This is a genomic window from Streptococcus agalactiae ATCC 13813, assembly GCF_000186445.1.
Classification (GTDB): domain Bacteria; phylum Bacillota; class Bacilli; order Lactobacillales; family Streptococcaceae; genus Streptococcus; species Streptococcus agalactiae.
Genome location: NZ_GL636070.1, coordinates 74,070 through 90,831 on the forward strand (window position 1 = coordinate 74,070; position 16,762 = coordinate 90,831).

Below are 16,762 nucleotides of genomic sequence, written 5' to 3' on the forward strand. Positions count from 1 at the left end.
CCTCTTTTTGTCGTTTATCAATAGTTTTGGGTTATTTGAATACTAAGGAGAAAAGATGTTAGAACTAGCTATTGAGAGTATCATTAAACCAATGAAGAAACAGGAAAAGACTAGAGTTACAGGAACAATAAATGACCAATCTATCACCATAGACCTAGATAACCTAATCGTCCATTATGAGGGGCAAGAATTCTTACTTGAAACGATACCAGGAACTTATGGTGGTAAGCGCTACTTCTTCCTGTGTCCTGACTGTGAGAGACGTTGTAGAAAGTTATTTAAGGCTTCTCATGCCTTTGCTTGTGGTACTTGTCAGAAGCTTCATCAAGCGACACTCAATCGAAGTAAGACAGATTGTCAATACTATTGGCAACTAGCCTTTAAAGAGTGTCTGAAAGTAGATTCAAAAGCAAAACACAAACATGGTTATTATAGTTATGATGACTTTCCTAAGCGTCCAAAGTACATGAGAATGACTAAATACTTATATCATTGGAAGAGATTCCATTACTATATGGATAAGGGGGACAAATACTGGCTATAACATTCGGAAAAACAGATAGCTGTTATCAAAGCTAGATACGTGGATGACTTATCATGGGATGAGATACCCGACAAGCTAGGTTATTCAAGGAATACTGCATTCAAATTACATAGAGAAGCTTTAGAGGTATTAGATGAGCAAGAAGAACGCTATTCGTAAATTAAAAGAGTTTCATAGATGGCAACGTATCGCCAATAGCCTTGATTTAAGCTATAACGAGCGTTACCAGTTTGATATAAAATATCATCCCACGCGCAGAGAACACCTTGAAATAAGCCGAGAATGTGCCTTAGAGGAGCTAGACGCTATCAAGTATGCTATCAACCAACTGTCTAAGATAGACTACAGAAAGATATTGATTGAGTGTTACTTGATTAGTGAGAAAAAAACTCAGCAAGACATCATAGCAGAACTTAACAAAAGTCAAAGTTGGTACTACGAGACTAAGAAAAGAGCTTTGCTTGAATTCGCCCAGAGTTATAGGAATGGTGTGTTAATAACAACAGCATAGGCTCTTGGATATATGCAACTATACAGGTATAGTTTAAAGTGTTATAATAACTAAAAGGAGGTGCTACTATGCACGCTTTAGAAAAAAATACGCAGGTCAACTTTAAAACCAACAGTGATTTACTAGAGAAAGCTAAAGCTATTATCGCAGCCCAAAACCTTGACATGACAGCTAGCTTTAATTTGTTTTTAGAAAACATTGTACAAAATAAAGCCTTACCTTTTGAGACTGACACCGATAAAGAACGAGCTGAACTACTTGCAGGTTTACGAGCTGAAATTGCTAAAAGTTTTGACGATTTAGAGCATGGGCGGGTATACAACGCTAGTGAAGTGAGGGCTAACCTTGGTATCTGATAATAAAACCCATAGCCTTATTATCCCTGAAACCGTACAAGAACAATTACAGGAGATAAAAAGCTATATTGAAACTACTTACTTTTCGGAGCAGGCAGGGGCTAACACCGTCAACAATATTCTTTACGGGCTAGAACGTCTTGAATTTTTCCCAGAAGCAGGATTTAACGCAGATGACAGAGTAGGTGAAACTATTTACCCGCCACATAATACTCGTTGTATTGTTTTAGGGGACTACCTAGCTTTTTATCACATTTTAGAAGACAGAAAAGCCGTTTTTGTATCTGATATTATCCATAGCAAACAAGACTATATCAAACTGTTTAAGAAAAAATAAAAACGCAAGATTTACAGCAAACTAAAAAGCACCTTTATTGGGTGCTAGTTCTTGCCTGCTGAACTCATTGATTGACAGAGTTGTAAATTAAATTTTTGCTTACTTTTTGCTAACTTTGAAGGAAATTTTAATGTCAACTAATGTTGACAAAAAAAGTTTAAAATGTTGATTTAAAGCTATAAAGACTTGTAAAGCAACCTTAAGGAAGTCTCAAAAATACAGTACAACAAAATGCTTTAATTATTACATTACATACTTTAAAAGCCTATTTTATAGGCTTTTTTTCCTATATACTTTTTAGTGAGTCATTATATTTAATGAACCAAAAAGATTTTAAACTAACATTAGAATAAAAATCAACACTGTCAGTTTGTAATGAGTAATTTTTTACTTTGTAAAAAGGATATAGTAGAATTAACGTTACAAATACTTGAGAATGATAACTTATCTTGTCGAATCTTATATAACTAAGGAGATTTTATTATGAATCTAAATGATAGATTAAAAATAGAAGAAATGGAAGAGAAGTATGATAGCTTCAAACCTAGAATCAATGCATTAGTAGAAGCTATAGATGATTTTCAAAAGCACTATGAAGATTACGTGAAATTAAGAGAATTTTATGGTAGCGAAGACTGGTTTAGACTATCAGAACAAACAGAAGATAATCTCAAATGCGGTGTACTGAGTGAGGATCAACTCTTTGATTTTATAGGAGAACATAACGAGCTTGTAGGCCAATTTTTAGACATGTCTTCTCAAATGTATCGTCATTTATAATGTCAGTCCTTATTAGTGTTGTTATCCTATAATGAGGATAAAATAAACCTAACTAAAAATGACCAGCCTATAAGGAAGGCTGGTTTTAAGTTTGAGGTAATAAACTGAGTAGCACTTGTGTAATTTGTTGAGGGCTTTCTTTTTTTCCTCGTGTTATCCACATTTGATAGACTCCAAAAATAGCATGACTGAGATAGACACTATAATACAAACGATTGATATCAGACTTTGTTGCATCTGGATTGACCTCAGGTAATTCTTTAGAAAGCATTAATTGTAATTTATTAAGGATGTAGGTCTGAATTTCTTTTGTTCCATTTTGGGTTAAGAGAGCAGCAAATAATGATTCTCTATCTAAGAATTGAAAAATTTCGAGCAAGGCATCTTCTTTTTTAAATTGATTGCGATCAAAAATATATTCGACTTTATTGAAGAGTGACTGTTGGTATTGATCAATCATTTCATATTTATCTTTATAATGAGTATAAAAACTAGAACGACTGATTCCAGCTGTTTTAGTTAGATTAATCGTTGAAATTTCATCGAAGCTCTGATCTTTTAATAACGTAATCATAGCTGCTTCAATAGCTCTTTTTGTTTTTTCTCTCCTCGTATCGTTTACCATATTAATTACCCCTTAATATTTTTGTACATTTTTAAACACAGTGTCCAAAAACGAGATTTTTATCTTGAAATTATCTATCATCACTGTATAATATATTTTATCAAAAAAATGAACAATATGTCCAAAATAGGAGAAAAAATGTTAGACGAATTAAAAGCAATCATAAAAAGCCCAAAATTATGGATTACGATGGCTGGGGTTGCACTGATTCCAACGCTATATAATGTTATCTTTCTAAGCTCAATGTGGGATCCTTATGGGAATACTAAAAATTTACCTGTGGCAGTCGTTAACCAAGATAAATCGGCTAAATTAAATGGAAAAACTATTTCAATTGGCAAAGATATGGAGGACAATTTGTCTAAAAATGATAGCTTAGATTTCCATTTTACAACAGCTAAAAGAGCAGAAAAAGAATTAGAAAAGGGTCACTATTATATGGTTATTACCTTTCCTAAAGATCTTTCTAGAAAAGCGACAACTCTCATGACAGAAAAACCAGAAAGGTTAAATATTACTTATAAAACTACTAAGGGGCGTAGTTTTGTAGCTTCAAAAATGAGTGAGACAGCAGCTAATAAACTAAAAGATGAGGTAGCAGAATCTATTACAGGGACTTATACTGAATCAGTTTTTAAAAATATGGGTTCTATGAAAACAGGTATCAATAAAGCTGCTGATGGGAGTCAAGAATTATTAAATGGTTCTAATAAGCTACAGGATGGCAGCCAAACCTTGACAAGTAATTTAGATGTTTTAGCAAGTTCTAGTCAAACTTTTTCTGGAGGAGCTAATAAACTAAATAGTGGAATAAACCTTTATACAGATGGTGTGGGTACCCTATCTAACGGGTTAGAAACGTTATCAGATGGTATTACTGCTTACACAACAGGTGTGCATAAGTTGAGTGAAGGTAGTCAAAAATTAGATGATAAGTCTCAAGCATTGGTGGAAGGATCAGAAAAGTTGACGGATGGTTTACAACAATTGTCACAAGCAACTCAACTAAAACCAGAGCAAGAACGTACTTTGCAGAACCTTTCAGATGGATTAAAGAATCTAAATCAGATTATTACAAATTTACAATCGACAGCAACTACTGATAGCGATACTAATAGTAAGTTATTTAATTTTTTATCAACTATTGAATCAAGTACAAAGGCTTTGATGAATACGGCTGCTGCTGATAAACAAAAGCAAATGACTGCGGTACAATCAACGTCAGCTTTTAAAAGTTTAACCCCTGAACAACAATCTCAAATTACTTCAGCGGTTACTGGAACACCTACTTCAGCTGAGACAATTGCAGCAAATATTTCTTCAAATATAGAAAATATGAAAACTGTGCTTAGTGAAGCATCTAGTTCAGCCCCTTCTAATAATAGCTCACAAAATCTTCAAACTTTGTCAGGAACAGCTAACAATTTAGTATTAAAAGCTATCTCAGATTTAGATAAAATTCAAAAATTGCCAACGGCTACTAAGCAGTTATATCAAGGTAGTCAAACCTTGACAAAAGGAATCACGGATTATACGAATGCTGTAGGGCAATTACGCAAAGGTGCAGAAACTTTAGATAGTAAATCCAATCAATTGATTTCAGGAACACAAAAAGCAAGTCAGGGAGCTCAAACTTTAGATGGTAAATCGGATCAATTGAGAGATGGAGCGGGGCAATTAGCTAGTGGTTCTGATAGAATTGCAGATGGTTCTAATAAGCTTGCTGGGGGAGGACATCAGTTGACAGATGGGTTGACAGAGTTGTCAGGTGGTGTTTCTCAATTATCAAGTTCTTTGGGTAAAGCTGGGGACCAGTTGTCCATGGTTTCTGTAAACAAAGATAATGCCAATGCTGTATCTAGCCCAGTCACTATCAAGCATGAAGATTATGATAGCGTTGATACGAATGGTGTTGGAATGGCACCATACATGATTTCAGTTGCGTTGATGGTGGTAGCTTTATCAGCCAATGTTATTTTTGCGAAAGCTTTATCTGGCAAAGAGCCAGCTAATCGTTTTAGTTGGGCTAAAAATAAATTATTAATCAATGGATTCATTGCAACTCTAGCAGCCACTATCTTATTTTTTGCAGTTCAATTCATAGGTCTTAAACCAGATTACCCTGGAAAAACCTACTTTATTATCCTATTGACAGCATGGACTTTGATGGCATTAGTAACTGCTTTAGTGGGATGGGATAATAGGTATGGTTCCTTCTTGTCGTTATTAATATTATTATTCCAGCTTGGTTCAAGCGCAGGAACTTACCCAATAGAATTGAGTCCTAAATTCTTTCAAACAATTCAACCATTTTTACCGATGACTTACTCTGTTTCAGGATTAAGAGAGACCATCTCGTTGACGGGAGACGTTAACCATCAATGGAGAATGCTAGTAATCTTTTTAGTATCATCGATGATACTTGCTCTTCTTATTTATCGTAAACAAGAAGATTAATAGAAAGTATCTAGTGATAGACTAACAGTATGATATGGTATGTCAAAGTATTTAGGAGGAGAAGATATGTCTACTTTAACAATAATTATTGCAACATTAACTGCTTTGGAACATTTTTATATTATGTATTTGGAGACGTTAGCCACCCAGTCAAATATGACTGGGAAGATTTTTAGTATGTCTAAAGAAGAGTTGTCATATTTACCCGTTATTAAACTTTTTAAGAATCAAGGTATATACAACGGCTTGATTGGCCTATTCCTACTTTATGGGTTATATATTTCACAGAATCAAGAAATTGTAGCTATTTTTTTAATCAATGTGTTGCTAGTTGCTGTCTATGGTGCTTTGACAGTTGATAAAAAAATCTTATTAAAACAGGGTGGTTTACCTATATTAGCTCTTTTAACATTCTTATTTTAATACTACTTAGCCGTTCGATTTAGTTGAACGGCTTTTAGTAATCATTTTTTTCTCATAATACAGGTAGTTTAAGTAATTTGTCTTTAAAAATAGTATAATATAACTACGAATTCAAAGAGAGGTGACTTTGGTTATGACTGAGAACTGGTTACATACTAAAGATGGTTCAGATATTTATTATCGTGTCGTTGGTCAAGGTCAACCGATTGTTTTTTTACATGGCAATAGCTTAAGTAGTCGCTATTTTGATAAGCAAATAGCATATTTTTCTAAGTATTACCAAGTTATTGTTATGGATAGTAGAGGGCATGGCAAAAGTCATGCAAAGCTAAATACCATTAGTTTCAGGCAAATAGCAGTTGACTTAAAGGATATCTTAGTTCATTTAGAGATTGATAAAGTTATATTGGTAGGCCATAGCGATGGTGCTAATTTAGCTTTAGTTTTTCAAACGATGTTTCCAGGTATGGTTAGAGGGCTTTTGCTTAATTCAGGGAACCTGACTATTCATGGTCAGCGATGGTGGGATATTCTTTTAGTAAGGATTGCCTATAAATTCCTTCACTATTTAGGGAAACTCTTTCCGTATATGAGGCAAAAAGCTCAAGTTATTTCGCTTATGTTGGAGGATTTGAAGATTAGTCCAGCTGATTTACAGCATGTGTCAACTCCTGTAATGGTTTTGGTTGGAAATAAGGACATAATTAAGTTAAATCATTCTAAGAGACTTGCTTCTTATTTTCCAAGGGGGGAGTTTTATTCTTTAGTTGGCTTTGGGCATCACATTATTAAGCAAGATTCCCATGTTTTTAATATTATTGCAAAAAAGTTTATCAACGATACGTTGAAAGGAGAAATTGTTGAAAAAGCTAATTGAAAAAGTCAAATCACTGACTTCTGTGATTAAAATTGTATTTTTTATATCTGTTTTAGTGCTTATTATTGTTGAAATGATTCATTTGAAACGAACTATTTCTGTTGAGCAACTAAAGAGTGTTTTTGGGCAATTATCTCCAATGAATCTTTTCTTAATTATCCTTGTGGGGGTTATCGCTGTCTTACCGACAACCGGATATGACTTTGTACTGAATGGACTTTTACGTACAGATAAAAGCAAAAGGTATATTTTACAGACTAGTTGGTGTATCAACACTTTTAATAACTTGTCAGGATTCGGTGGCTTAATCGATATTGGGTTGCGCATGGCTTTTTATGGTAAAAAAGGTCAAGAGAAGAGTGACCTAAGAGAAGTGACTCGTTTTTTACCTTATCTTATTTCTGGTCTATCATTTATTAGTGTGATTGCCTTAATCATGAGCCATATTTTTCATGCCAAAGCTAGTGTTGATTACTATTATTTGGTATTAATTGGTGCTAGTATGTATTTTCCTGTTATTTATTGGATTTCTGGTCATAAAGGAAGCCATTATTTCGGAGATATGCCATCTAGTACTCGTATAAAATTAGGTGTTGTTTCTTTTTTTGAATGGGGATGTGCGGCCGCAGCATTTATAATTATCGGTTATTTAATGGGCATTCATCTACCAGTTTATAAAATTTTACCACTATTTTGTATTGGTTGTGCCGTGGGGATTGTATCCCTTATTCCCGGTGGATTAGGAAGTTTTGAACTAGTTCTATTTACGGGGTTTGCTGCTGAGGGACTACCTAAAGAGACTGTGGTTGCATGGTTATTACTTTATCGTTTAGCCTACTATATTATTCCATTCTTTGCAGGTATCTATTTCTTTATCCATTATTTAGGTAGTCAAATAAATCAACGTTATGAAAATGTCCCGAAAGAGTTAGTATCAACTGTTCTACAAACCATGGTGAGCCATTTGATGCGTATTTTAGGTGCATTCTTAATATTTTCAACAGCATTTTTTGAAAATATTACTTATATTATGTGGTTGCAGAAGCTAGGCTTGGACCCATTACAAGAACAAATGTTATGGCAGTTTCCAGGTTTATTGCTGGGGGTTTGTTTTATTCTCTTAGCTAGAACTATTGATCAAAAACTGAAAAATGCTTTTCCAATTGCTATTATCTGGATTATTTTGACATTGTTTTATCTTAATTTAGGTCATATTAGTTGGCGACTATCTTTCTGGTTTATTTTACTATTGTTAGGCTTATTAGTCATTAAGCCAACTCTCTATAAAAAACAATTTATTTATAGCTGGGAAGAGCGTATTAAGGATGGAGTCATTATCGTTAGTTTAATGGGAGTTCTATTTTATATTGCAGGACTACTATTCCCTATCAGGGCTCATATTACAGGTGGTAGTATTGAACGCCTGCATTATATCATAGCATGGGAGCCGATAGCATTGGCTACGTTGATTCTTACTCTCGTTTATTTATGTTTGGTTAAGATTTTACAAGGAAAATCTTGTCAGATTGGCGATGTGTTCAATGTGGATCGTTATAAAAAACTACTTCAAGCTTATGGTGGTTCTTCGGATAGCGGTTTAGCCTTTTTAAATGATAAAAGGCTCTACTGGTACCAAAAAAATGGAGAAGATTGCGTTGCTTTCCAATTTGTAATTGTCAATAATAAATGTCTTATTATGGGTGAACCAGCCGGTGATGACACTTATATTCGTGAAGCTATTGAATCGTTTATTGATGATGCTGATAAGCTAGACTATGACCTTGTTTTTTACAGTATTGGACAGAAGTTGACACTACTTTTACATGAGTATGGTTTTGACTTTATGAAAGTTGGTGAGGATGCTTTAGTTAATTTAGAAACGTTTACTCTTAAAGGGAATAAGTACAAACCTTTCAGAAATGCCCTAAATAGAGTTGAAAAGGATGGTTTCTATTTCGAAGTTGTACAATCGCCACATAGTCAAGAGCTACTAAATAGTTTGGAAGAGATTTCTAATACTTGGTTAGAAGGACGTCCTGAAAAAGGTTTCTCACTAGGATATTTTAATAAAGATTATTTCCAACAAGCCCCAATAGCTTTGGTAAAAAATGCTGAACACGAAGTTGTTGCTTTTGCTAATATTATGCCAAACTATGAAAAGAGTATTATCTCTATTGATTTAATGCGTCACGATAAACAGAAAATTCCGAATGGCGTTATGGATTTCCTCTTTTTATCATTATTCTCTTATTATCAAGAGAAGGGATACCACTATTTTGATTTGGGGATGGCACCTTTATCAGGAGTTGGTCGCGTTGAAACAAGTTTTGCTAAAGAGAGAATGGCGTATCTTGTCTATCATTTCGGTAGTCATTTCTACTCATTTAATGGTTTACACAAGTATAAGAAGAAGTTTACACCATTGTGGTCGGAACGTTATATTTCTTGTTCTCGTTCGTCCTGGTTAATTTGTGCTATTTGTGCCCTATTAATGGAAGATAGTAAAATTAAGATTGTTAAATAAGCTTTATTTGGCAATTAAAAAGAGCATGTCATGCGACATGCTCTTTTTAAATCATTTAATACCATTGATTGCTTGAATCTACTTTATAATATGATGTGCTTTTAAATATTGTTTAGCTACTGTAGCTGCTGATTTATGCTTTACAGCTACTTGGTAGTTCATTTCTTGCATTTCTTTTTCAGTGATATGACCAGCAAGTTTATTGAGAGCTTTTTTTACTTGAGGGTATTTTTTAATCGTATCTTGCCTTAGTAGCGGTGCTCCTTGATATGGCGGAAATAGATGCTTATCGTCTTTGAGAATTTGAAGTTGATACTGGATTAATTCACTATCGGTAGAGTAAGCGTCAATAATATTGACATCTTTACTATTGATAGCTTGGTATCGTAAAGCAGGTTCTAAGGTTGAGATATCAAGGTTTAAACCATAATGTTTCTGTAAACCAATACTCCCATCCTCTCTATCCTTAAATTCTAAAGTGAAACCAGCTTTTAGTTTATCTAATTTTTTTAGGTCACTGATATTTTTGAGTTGATTAGCTTCAGCGTAATCTTTTTTAACAGCTACAGCGTAGGTGTTTTGATAAGCCATAGGTGACAAAAGTGACAACTTATCTTGTTTTAAAATACCGTTTTTGGCTAAGTTGTAAACCTGTTTAGGGTTATTACTTACTTTAGGAGGATTTTTAAGTAAACTTGATGTAATAGTACCTGTAAACTCTGGGTAAAGATCAATATCACCAGATTTTAGGGCTTGATATAAGAAAGTTGTTTTTCCGAAATTAGGTTTAAGCTTAACTTTGATATCTGTCTGATCCTCAATAAGTTCTTTGTACATATTAATTAAAATATCTGGTTCAGTTCCTAACTTCCCTGCAACAGTTATCGTTGCAGTATTTGTTCCAGGCATCCATTTTGGAGCATAGGATAGTCCTAAGCCTGCTAGTAAAAGTATACCAGAAACGGCTATGGTTCGTAATCTAGCCTTTTCTAATAATCCAATTAAACCACTAAATATAATAGCTAAGACAGCAGAAGAGATTGCCCCTATGAGAATTAGAGAAGGATTGTTGCGATCAATCCCTAACAAAATAAATGATCCAAGGCCACCAGCTCCGATAAGACTAGCTAATGTAGCTGTACCAATAATCATAACAGAGGCAGTTCTAATGCCTGAGATGATAACAGGCATACTTAAGGCTAACTCAAACTTTTTAAGCCTTTCCCAACGTGTCATTCCAAAAGCAGTTGCTGCCTCAATGAGATTAGCATCAATTTGCATCAATGCTGTTACAGTATTTTGTAAAATTGGAAATAGAGCGTAAATAATTAGTGCAACGACAGCTGGTACAGTTCCAATTCCCATAAAAGGTATAAATAAACCAAGCAAGGCTAAAGAAGGAATTGTTTGAAATATCCCAGTTATCTGAAGGACAACATGACTGATTTTTTTATAATGACTAATGATGATACCGAGTGGAATAGCAATTAAAGTTGCTAAAATAAGTGTTAGTAGTGATAGCTGGAGGTGTTCAATAAGACTTTGAGTCCAATCTCCAAAACGCTCTTGAAAGGTAGTGATTAGTGTTGTCATACTCAGTTCTCCTCTTCAAATAGGGTTCTAACAAATTGGTCAGAGGGATTATTTTGAATTATTTCTGGTCTATCCAATTGCACTATCTTACCTTCTTTAATAACACAAATTCTATCTGCAAGACGCATAGCTTCTTTCATGTCATGGGTGACAAACACTAATGTAATACCCAATTCAGACTGTAATTGTTTGGTGATATCTTGTAATTGACGTCTTGAGATAGGGTCTAAAGCAGAAAATGGCTCATCCATAAGTAGTACCTTAGGTTTAGCAACGATTGCTCGTAAGATACCTATGCGTTGTTGTTCCCCACCAGAGAGCTCATGAGGATAGCGATTAAAGTAGTCCTTAGCAGGTAAACCCACCTTATCAAGAAGGTCACTAGCAGCTTTTTTTTGGTCACCTTTTGACCAGCCCTTCATTTCAGGGATAAGTTCTATATTTTCTCCAACTGTTAAATTAGGGAAAAGTGCAATTTGTTGCAAGACATAACCAGTTTCTAAGCGTAATTGTCGCAAATCAAGTGATGTAATGTTTTCCCCATCTAAAGTAATAGCGCCTTGGCTTGGTTCGATGAGACGATTAATCATCTTGAGGATGGTAGTTTTACCACTGCCACTGGCCCCCACAAGGACAAAGAATTCTCCTCTTTGAATATGGCAACTAATATTATCAATGATGGTATGATCACCATATGATTTACTAACATTTTCAAATGAAATCATGTAATTTACTTTCTAGTGCGTAACGAGTGTAGGTCTTATGATATTAGGGTTATATTAGCATAAAGTAGACATTCAAACAACTATCTGACATTTAAATTGTCAGAAACGATAAACTAGAAGCAAAAACAAACACCTTGCGATAGACAAGGCGTTTGTTGGAGATTTATGAAAAGAAAAGTTTTAGGATGGTTATAGTATATAAGGCCATGCTTAAACAAGTCTTAAAACGTTTTACTCTGTAAAATAAGTTCATCGAAAAAACGTTTAAGAGAAATTTTACCACCATACATGCTTTTTCCTTGAATAAGTTGTGCCTCATTATGGATATTCTGAAATCCAAACAATGCATTAGCATATTGCAGTGTTAATTCATTTTCAAAATCATCAATGTACAGATGAGCCATATTTATCATAGCTTTTTTAACGGCACGACGAATACGTTGTAAAATGATTTTTTGTTGGTGTTCATCGATAGAAAGTTCTTTTTGAAAATCAAATTGGGCAAAATTTAATTCTTGTTTTAATAAAAGTTCACAGATGTTAAGAATATCTGTATAGGCTGTCTCTGAAGTAATACCTAAATAACTGAGTATTGAACGGATTTTAGTGAGGTTACTAGTCGTTATAGGCTTTTGATATGATGGCGTATTTTCTAGGAGATTTTGGATTGTATTTAATTTTTTTTGCATTTCGATAGTATCAGTGACACGTTTCACGACGCTTTTTACTTCAATAATATTAATGGGTTTATTAATAAAAAATTCGATTCCTGCTTTATATGCTTCTTGTCGTAAATCATTATCTTTGACTTGGGAAATCACAATAAATTTTAAATCGGAACGCTGTTTATAGATTTTTGGACTAATGTTACACCGTCTAATATTGGCATTAATAAATCAATCAATACGATATCAACATCTGCAATCAGCAATTCGTTGTATGCCTTACTGGAGACATTATTCACTCTGACTACTGTATTATTGAAATCTTCTTCAATAATATTTTGTAAAATCATAGTGATAGTGGGGTCATCATCAATAATATAGAATTTCACGTATTATCTCCTAACTTAAATCGATTTTTACGGAATAACAGTGTAAATGTTGTTCCATTTGGCTGATTAGGACAAACAGTTATCGTTCCTTGATATTGCTCTTCCATTAAAATACGCACGTGGGATAGCCCGATTCCTCGATAGATATCACCATTAGCATCAAATTTAGTCGAAAATCCAGGTTTGAAAATCATGTGTTTCATTTTATCAGGTATTCCTGGTCCGTTATCACTAATCTCAATTTTAATAAAATCTTCTAATTCTTCTGTGTGAATACTGATTGTACCCTTTTTTTGTTTATCAATAGCTTCTACTGCATTTAAAACGATATTGGAAATAATGGTTAGTAAATAGTAATAGTTTGATATTATCAAATTACATTTATTATTTTCGAGAATAATGATATCTTGATGCCGAAATTGAATAATACTCCTAGTATAAGATAAAACAATTTGAAAGATATCTTTCAATGCCATAGTTGATTCATTTTTTACACTAAAATAGGTTCCTAAGCCTTTAATAATATTTTGGTAATCTTTCTTAACTTCGTGAACGTCCCGCGAAATATCTAGAGAGAGGTGTTGGTATTCTTTAGGTAGGTGATATTTGGATAACTCTTTATCTAATAAATAAGCATTTTTCATGATGTTTTCAATTTCAATGATATTTTTTTGCATAAAATAAACCTCGCTTTTGACGGCTGAAGTTGACCACATAAAATAATAGTATCGACGTTCGTGATCGTCTTTTTGTAAGAGAAGTGATAGATAACTATAAGTATAAGCCACAGCGCAACTAATAAAAGCTCGCAAAAGTGCTATGGCAAATAAAGTAGCGAATATAGTTATAGTATAATTGTTAAACTTTATGAGAAAACTAATTTCTACAAGGTTGGCAAAATAATCACAAATAATGATAGAAAAGAAAAAAGTACCTTTATTACGATAGGAACGATGCCAATAAATAGTATAAAAGGTGATGCCATAACAAATATAAAACGCCATATCAGTTAAAACGAATTCAATTATTTGATGAATCTCAGCCTCGCCAGCGATACTTAATATGATTCCTCTGAAGATAGGAGAAGCAAAAGTAATTCCTAGACAGAGAAGAATTGGATTAATGTCGTCATTAAAATATAAAAAGACAGGCAAAATGAACAAAGATAAGGTCATAATAAACCCATCAGCAAGTATTGAGATATTGATTTGAGCAGCTAAGGCGATAGCTATTGCAGAGATAATAATACGCTGCCTTCTTTCTAGATGTTTTTCTGATAATATATCTAGCATATAAATGTCCTTAAAGTTTTTTTGAAGATTTTTGATGAATTTTGATTATTTTTGAAAGCGCTATCTACAATAAGAGTATAAAAAAAAAGGAGGCAATAAGCAATGAAAAATTTACGTAACCGTAGTTTTCTTACTTTATTGGATTTTAGTACAGCAGAAGTTGAATTTCTTTTAAAACTTTCAGAAGATTTAAAACGTGCTAAATACGCAGGAATTGAACAACAAAAACTTGTTGGTAAAAATATCGCTTTGATTTTTGAAAAAGATTCTACACGGACACGTTGCGCTTTTGAAGTTGCTGCTCACGATCAAGGAGCTCATGTTACTTATTTAGGTCCAACAGGCAGTCAGATGGGTAAAAAAGAGACCTCAAAAGACACTGCGCGTGTGCTAGGTGGTATGTATGATGGTATTGAGTATCGTGGATTTTCTCAAGAAACAGTTGAGACTTTAGCCGAATTTTCAGGAGTTCCTGTGTGGAATGGTTTAACCGATGCTGATCATCCAACGCAAGTACTAGCCGATTTTCTGACCGCTAAGGAATGCTTACATAAGCCCTATAAAGATATTCGCTTTACGTATGTGGGTGATGGACGTAACAATGTCGCTAATGCCTTGATGATCGGTGCTTCTATTGTAGGCATGACTTATCATTTGGTTTGTCCTAAAGAATTAGAGCCAGATCCTGAACTACTCTCTAAATGTCAAGAAATTGCGAAAACTACTGGTGCTTCTATTGAAATCACTGATGATATTGCAGAAGGCGTCAGAGATTCAGACGTCCTATATACAGATGTTTGGGTTTCAATGGGAGAACCGGATGAAGTTTGGAAAGAAAGAATAGCTCTTTTAGAACCCTATCGTATTACCCAAGAAATGCTTAATATGACAGAAAATCCAAACGTTATTTTCGAGCATTGCTTGCCCTCATTTCATAATATAGATACTAAAGTTGGATACGACATTTATGAAAAATATGGTTTGAAGGAAATGGAAGTATCAGATGAAGTTTTTGAAGGCCCTCACTCAGTTGTTTTCCAAGAAGCTGAAAATCGTATGCATACTATTAAAGCAGTTATGGTAGCAACTTTAGGTGATTAGGAGGAATTTTCATGGCAAAAATTGTTGTTGCACTAGGAGGAAATGCCTTAGGAAATTCTCCAGAAGAACAATTAAGATTAGTAAAACATACTGCAAAATCATTGGTGGCCTTGATAAAAAAGGGACACGAAATTGTTGTAAGTCATGGTAATGGACCACAAGTTGGTGCCATTAATTTAGGAATGAATTTTGCGGCTGAGAGTGGTCAAGGAACTAATTTTCCTTTTCCAGAATGTGGAGCAATGAGCCAAGGATACATAGGCTATCATCTCCAACAGAGCCTTTTAAATGAATTACGTCAAGAAGGAATAAATAAGGAAGTTGCTACAATTATTACCCAAATTGAGGTGGATGAATCAGATCAAGCATTTAGCGCACCTACCAAGCCTATAGGTACCTTTTATGATAAGGAGACATCAGAAAAGATTGCTATAGAGAAAGGGTATACTTTCGTAGAAGACGCTGGACGAGGGTATCGTCGTGTTGTTGCTTCACCTGAACCTAAAAAAATCATCGAAATTAATAGCATTAAAACACTTATTGAAAATGATACCCTAGTTATCGCAGGTGGAGGTGGAGGCATCCCTGTCATTAATAAGGGAGGTTATGAAGGTATTGCAGCTGTTATTGATAAAGACAAATCTAGTGCACTGTTAGCAGGAGAACTAGCTGCGGATCAATTGATTATTCTCACTGCAGTTGATTATGTTTATACTCAATTTGGTAAAGAAAATCAAAAAGCTTTAACAGAGGTTAATGAGAATCAAATGATTGATTACGTTAACCAAGGTGAGTTTGCAAAAGGAAGTATGTTACCTAAAGTAATAGCCTGTATGAGTTTCTTAGATCACAATCCGAAAGGAACAGCCTTAATCACCTCATTAAATGGTTTAGAAGATGCATTAGATGGGAAATTAGGAACACGTATAACTAAGTAATCTCAGATAAGTGCAAAGAAATGATTATTTAACCTTCATCTTTGCACTTTTTCTGATGAAGTCAATCTATTTTTATTATAGAGGAGGCGTGTCATGCCAGAAAAAATGACAAACAGTGAAAACAAAAAGAGTAAAGGTTTTCGAATGCCAGGTGCCTTTACAATATTATTCATTTTAACAATCTTTTCGGTTTTGGCTACATGGTGGATACCTGCTGGGTCCTATTCAAAATTACAATTTGATACAGCATCATCCAAACTAGTAGTAACAGATCCAAATGGTAAGACAGTTCATGTTCCAGCAACGCAAACACAGTTGGATAAGATGAATGTCAAAATTAAAATTAAAGAATTTACTTCTGGTGCTATTAGTAAGCCAGTTTCAGTTCCAAATACTTACAAACGTTTGAAGCAAAATCCGGCAGGCATTGGCTCCGTGACGACTAGTATGGTAAATGGAACCATTGAAGCTGTTGATATTATGGTATTTATCATGGTACTTGGAGGCATGATAGGAGTAGTTAGAAAGAGTGGCGCTTTTGAGTCTGGTCTTCTAGCTTTAACAAAGAAAACCAAAGGTAGAGAGTTTTTATTGATATTTTTAGTTTCCTTATTGATGGTTTTAG

General features: G+C 34.1%; 16 protein-coding genes and 2 pseudogenes. 13 read left to right on the forward strand and 5 right to left on the reverse strand.

The genetic code is table 11. The annotated features are described in order from the left end of the window. Nucleotides 1-55 precede the first annotated feature (55 nt). The 6 genes and pseudogenes from HMPREF9171_RS112505 (at nucleotide 56) to HMPREF9171_RS112485 (ending at nucleotide 2,528) form a co-directional block, all read left to right on the forward strand. Nucleotides 56-544, forward strand: a complete 489-nt coding sequence (locus HMPREF9171_RS112505; RefSeq protein ID WP_000891152.1) for a hypothetical protein — start codon at nucleotides 56-58, stop codon at nucleotides 542-544. A gap of 6 nt (nucleotides 545-550) precedes the next feature. Then, nucleotides 551-703: pseudogene (locus tag HMPREF9171_RS1000000113750) on the forward strand (DUF1492 domain-containing protein); the annotation flags it as partial. Then, nucleotides 678-1,055 (forward strand): ArpU family phage packaging/lysis transcriptional regulator, encoded by a 378-nt coding sequence (locus tag HMPREF9171_RS112500; protein ID WP_000038826.1) that lies wholly within the window; start codon nucleotides 678-680, stop codon nucleotides 1,053-1,055. The pseudogene HMPREF9171_RS1000000113750 and the gene HMPREF9171_RS112500, both read left to right, overlap by 26 nt. A gap of 68 nt (nucleotides 1,056-1,123) precedes the next feature. Next, complete coding sequence (locus HMPREF9171_RS112495) at nucleotides 1,124-1,411, forward strand: type II toxin-antitoxin system RelB/DinJ family antitoxin (RefSeq protein ID WP_000543070.1); 288 nt, start codon at nucleotides 1,124-1,126, stop codon at nucleotides 1,409-1,411. After that, on the forward strand, nucleotides 1,401-1,748 hold the full coding sequence (locus tag HMPREF9171_RS112490; protein ID WP_000253103.1) for a type II toxin-antitoxin system RelE/ParE family toxin: 348 nt from the start codon (nucleotides 1,401-1,403) through the stop codon (nucleotides 1,746-1,748). Before HMPREF9171_RS112495 ends, HMPREF9171_RS112490 begins: the two co-directional genes overlap by 11 nt. Nucleotides 1,749-2,231: 483 nt before the next feature. Then, entirely contained in the window at nucleotides 2,232-2,528 is a 297-nt protein-coding gene (locus HMPREF9171_RS112485; protein ID WP_001052250.1) for a DUF4298 domain-containing protein, read from the forward strand. Nucleotides 2,529-2,613: 85 nt separating this feature from the next. On the opposite strand, the gene HMPREF9171_RS112480 is transcribed toward HMPREF9171_RS112485, so the two are convergent. Next, complete coding sequence (locus HMPREF9171_RS112480) at nucleotides 2,614-3,153, reverse strand: TetR/AcrR family transcriptional regulator (protein ID WP_000245858.1); 540 nt, start codon at nucleotides 3,151-3,153, stop codon at nucleotides 2,614-2,616. Between the two features lie 138 nt (nucleotides 3,154-3,291). On the opposite strand from HMPREF9171_RS112480, the gene HMPREF9171_RS112475 reads away from it, so the two are divergent. The 4 genes from HMPREF9171_RS112475 to mprF all read left to right on the forward strand — a co-directional run bounded on the left by HMPREF9171_RS112475 (nucleotide 3,292) and on the right by mprF (nucleotide 9,434). Next, nucleotides 3,292-5,610 carry a YhgE/Pip domain-containing protein gene (locus HMPREF9171_RS112475; RefSeq protein ID WP_000883419.1) on the forward strand — a complete coding sequence of 773 codons (2,319 nt, stop codon included), beginning with the start codon at nucleotides 3,292-3,294 and terminating at the stop codon, nucleotides 5,608-5,610. Between the two features lie 66 nt (nucleotides 5,611-5,676). Continuing rightward, nucleotides 5,677-6,033 (forward strand): DUF1304 domain-containing protein, encoded by a 357-nt coding sequence (locus HMPREF9171_RS112470; RefSeq protein WP_000105934.1) that lies wholly within the window; start codon nucleotides 5,677-5,679, stop codon nucleotides 6,031-6,033. Nucleotides 6,034-6,166: 133 nt separating this feature from the next. After that, a complete protein-coding gene (locus tag HMPREF9171_RS112465; RefSeq protein ID WP_000138571.1) occupies nucleotides 6,167-6,910 on the forward strand; it encodes an alpha/beta fold hydrolase in 744 nt (247 codons plus the stop codon). After that, complete coding sequence (gene mprF / locus HMPREF9171_RS112460) at nucleotides 6,894-9,434, forward strand: bifunctional lysylphosphatidylglycerol flippase/synthetase MprF (RefSeq protein ID WP_000733239.1); 2,541 nt, start codon at nucleotides 6,894-6,896, stop codon at nucleotides 9,432-9,434. Before HMPREF9171_RS112465 ends, mprF begins: the two co-directional genes overlap by 17 nt. A gap of 78 nt (nucleotides 9,435-9,512) precedes the next feature. On the opposite strand, the gene HMPREF9171_RS112455 is transcribed toward mprF, so the two are convergent. The 4 genes and pseudogenes from HMPREF9171_RS112455 to HMPREF9171_RS112445 all read right to left on the reverse strand — a co-directional run bounded on the left by HMPREF9171_RS112455 (nucleotide 9,513) and on the right by HMPREF9171_RS112445 (nucleotide 14,098). After that, nucleotides 9,513-11,027, reverse strand: a complete 1,515-nt coding sequence (locus HMPREF9171_RS112455; protein ID WP_000209279.1) for an ABC transporter permease/substrate-binding protein — start codon at nucleotides 11,025-11,027, stop codon at nucleotides 9,513-9,515. Between the two features lie 2 nt (nucleotides 11,028-11,029). After that, the gene (locus HMPREF9171_RS112450; RefSeq protein ID WP_000622721.1) at nucleotides 11,030-11,752 is read right to left on the reverse strand and encodes an ABC transporter ATP-binding protein; all 723 of its coding nucleotides are present in this window, start codon (nucleotides 11,750-11,752) and stop codon (nucleotides 11,030-11,032) included. A 221-nt stretch (nucleotides 11,753-11,973) separates the two neighbouring features. Next, nucleotides 11,974-12,806, reverse strand: a pseudogene (locus HMPREF9171_RS01000000112870) (DNA-binding domain-containing protein). After that, entirely contained in the window at nucleotides 12,803-14,098 is a 1,296-nt protein-coding gene (locus HMPREF9171_RS112445; protein ID WP_000884293.1) for an ATP-binding protein, read from the reverse strand. The pseudogene HMPREF9171_RS01000000112870 and the gene HMPREF9171_RS112445 overlap by 4 nt, the downstream one beginning before the upstream one ends. A 102-nt stretch (nucleotides 14,099-14,200) precedes the next feature. Here HMPREF9171_RS112445 and argF point away from each other — a divergent pair, with 102 nt between their 5' ends. From argF to HMPREF9171_RS112430, 3 genes are all read left to right on the forward strand, one after another. Continuing rightward, the gene (gene argF / locus HMPREF9171_RS112440) at nucleotides 14,201-15,199 is read left to right on the forward strand and encodes an ornithine carbamoyltransferase (RefSeq protein WP_000793624.1); all 999 of its coding nucleotides are present in this window, start codon (nucleotides 14,201-14,203) and stop codon (nucleotides 15,197-15,199) included. An 11-nt stretch (nucleotides 15,200-15,210) separates the two neighbouring features. After that, the gene (gene arcC / locus HMPREF9171_RS112435) at nucleotides 15,211-16,137 is read left to right on the forward strand and encodes a carbamate kinase (protein ID WP_001074357.1); all 927 of its coding nucleotides are present in this window, start codon (nucleotides 15,211-15,213) and stop codon (nucleotides 16,135-16,137) included. A gap of 93 nt (nucleotides 16,138-16,230) precedes the next feature. Then, on the forward strand, nucleotides 16,231-16,762 hold a 532-nt coding region (locus HMPREF9171_RS112430; RefSeq protein ID WP_001114286.1), incomplete at its 3' end, for a hypothetical protein.

Coding starts and splice junctions, on each gene's coding strand:
- HMPREF9171_RS112485 (WP_001052250.1), top strand. CDS start 2,232: ATGAATCTAAATGATAGATTAAAAATAGAAGAAATGGAAGAGAAGTAT.
- HMPREF9171_RS112465 (WP_000138571.1), top strand. CDS start 6,167: ATGACTGAGAACTGGTTACATACTAAAGATGGTTCAGATATTTATTAT.
- arcC (WP_001074357.1), top strand. CDS start 15,211: ATGGCAAAAATTGTTGTTGCACTAGGAGGAAATGCCTTAGGAAATTCT.
- HMPREF9171_RS112470 (WP_000105934.1), top strand. CDS start 5,677: ATGTCTACTTTAACAATAATTATTGCAACATTAACTGCTTTGGAACAT.
- HMPREF9171_RS112505 (WP_000891152.1), top strand. CDS start 56: ATGTTAGAACTAGCTATTGAGAGTATCATTAAACCAATGAAGAAACAG.
- HMPREF9171_RS112455 (WP_000209279.1), bottom strand. CDS start 11,027: ATGACAACACTAATCACTACCTTTCAAGAGCGTTTTGGAGATTGGACT.
- argF (WP_000793624.1), top strand. CDS start 14,201: ATGAAAAATTTACGTAACCGTAGTTTTCTTACTTTATTGGATTTTAGT.
- HMPREF9171_RS112445 (WP_000884293.1), bottom strand. CDS start 14,098: ATGCTAGATATATTATCAGAAAAACATCTAGAAAGAAGGCAGCGTATT.
- HMPREF9171_RS112475 (WP_000883419.1), top strand. CDS start 3,292: ATGTTAGACGAATTAAAAGCAATCATAAAAAGCCCAAAATTATGGATT.
- HMPREF9171_RS112495 (WP_000543070.1), top strand. CDS start 1,124: ATGCACGCTTTAGAAAAAAATACGCAGGTCAACTTTAAAACCAACAGT.
- HMPREF9171_RS112500 (WP_000038826.1), top strand. CDS start 678: ATGAGCAAGAAGAACGCTATTCGTAAATTAAAAGAGTTTCATAGATGG.
- HMPREF9171_RS112450 (WP_000622721.1), bottom strand. CDS start 11,752: ATGATTTCATTTGAAAATGTTAGTAAATCATATGGTGATCATACCATC.
- HMPREF9171_RS112480 (WP_000245858.1), bottom strand. CDS start 3,153: ATGGTAAACGATACGAGGAGAGAAAAAACAAAAAGAGCTATTGAAGCA.